Origin of the sequence: Oceanobacillus piezotolerans, from assembly GCF_003665065.1 — a bacterium.
In the GTDB taxonomy this organism is placed as follows: Bacteria; Bacillota; Bacilli; order Bacillales; family Amphibacillaceae; genus Oceanobacillus; species Oceanobacillus piezotolerans.
In genome coordinates this window covers 1-1,149 of sequence record NZ_RCHR01000021.1, presented here as the reverse complement: position 1 = coordinate 1,149, position 1,149 = coordinate 1, and the positions used below count along the sequence as shown (strand labels likewise).

General features: G+C 38.3%; 1 protein-coding gene. It reads left to right on the top strand.

The features are described from left to right. Window positions 1–109: 109 nt before the first annotated feature. Window positions 110–1,149 (top strand): IS110 family RNA-guided transposase (locus D8M04_RS19870; RefSeq protein ID WP_121525139.1); only part of this gene is annotated, 1,040 nt, incomplete at its 3' end.

Genomic DNA, 1,149 nt, shown 5'->3' with positions numbered 1-1,149 from the left:
CCCGTTAGCATTCCTGTAGAACGTTAAATTTCAGGTTTGAAAAAAATAGAGCCCCTCGATAAGATGAATTTACACACACAAGCAAATCAATCTTAGGAGGAAGCTCTACATGAAGTATAAAATGCAAGATAAACAAAATCAACTGATAGAAAGAATATCAGACTATCATTTAGTAGTTGGGGTCGATATCGCACAACAATTCCATGTAGCTCGTGCTGTAAATTACAGAGGTATAGTGATTGGTGATCCCCTCACTTTTGAAAATGATGAAACAGGCTTTGCTAGATTACAAGAATGGATGAACGAATTAAAAGATTCAAAAGGATATCGTACAGAAATAGTTGGTATGGAACCTACCGGACACTACTGGTTAAACCTATCTAAGTGGCTTTATGACCATGAAATTGATGTGGTGACCGTCAATCCTCACCTTGTCAAAAAGAATAAAGAAAATCGAGATAACACACAGTCTAAGAGTGATAAAAAAGACGCACTCGTCATCGCTGACATGGTGAAGAACGGATACTATTCATTTATTCGCCCAACATCAGAGGCTTTCGAAACACTAAGAGTTCTAATGTCCAACCGTGATGTAATTGTAAAACGACTTGTCAGTTCCGTTAACCAAATAAATCGCTGGGTAGATATAGTATTTCCTGAACTAAGAGAAGTGTTTAAAGATGTAAAAGGGAAAGGTGCAATCGCAACGCTTCGCTTATTCCCTATACCAATCGAACTTCGTTCGATGAAAGCCGAGGATATTATTGATGGGTGGAAAACATTAATGAAACGACAACCCGGTTTAAATAAAGCCAAAAAGCTAATTCAACTAGCCGAGAGAACTGTAGGTACTGCCCAGGCTCTTGATGCCTATAAACTCCACCTAGAACAATTACTGGAAGAATTTGACCTCGCAACAAGCCAACTCGAAAAGGTTGAAGAGGAAGCAAAGAATGCACTTAAAAAGATTACATTTGCCAATAAAATACTTGGTATTAAAGGAATTACTGAGATTACACTTGGTGGCATCATAGGTGAAGCTGGAGATCTTAGTAAATTTGCACATGGGAACTCCCTATTAAGACATGCCGGCTTAAATTTAGCAGAGGCCAGCTCAGGTAAATGGAAAGGACAAATTGTCATTTCTAA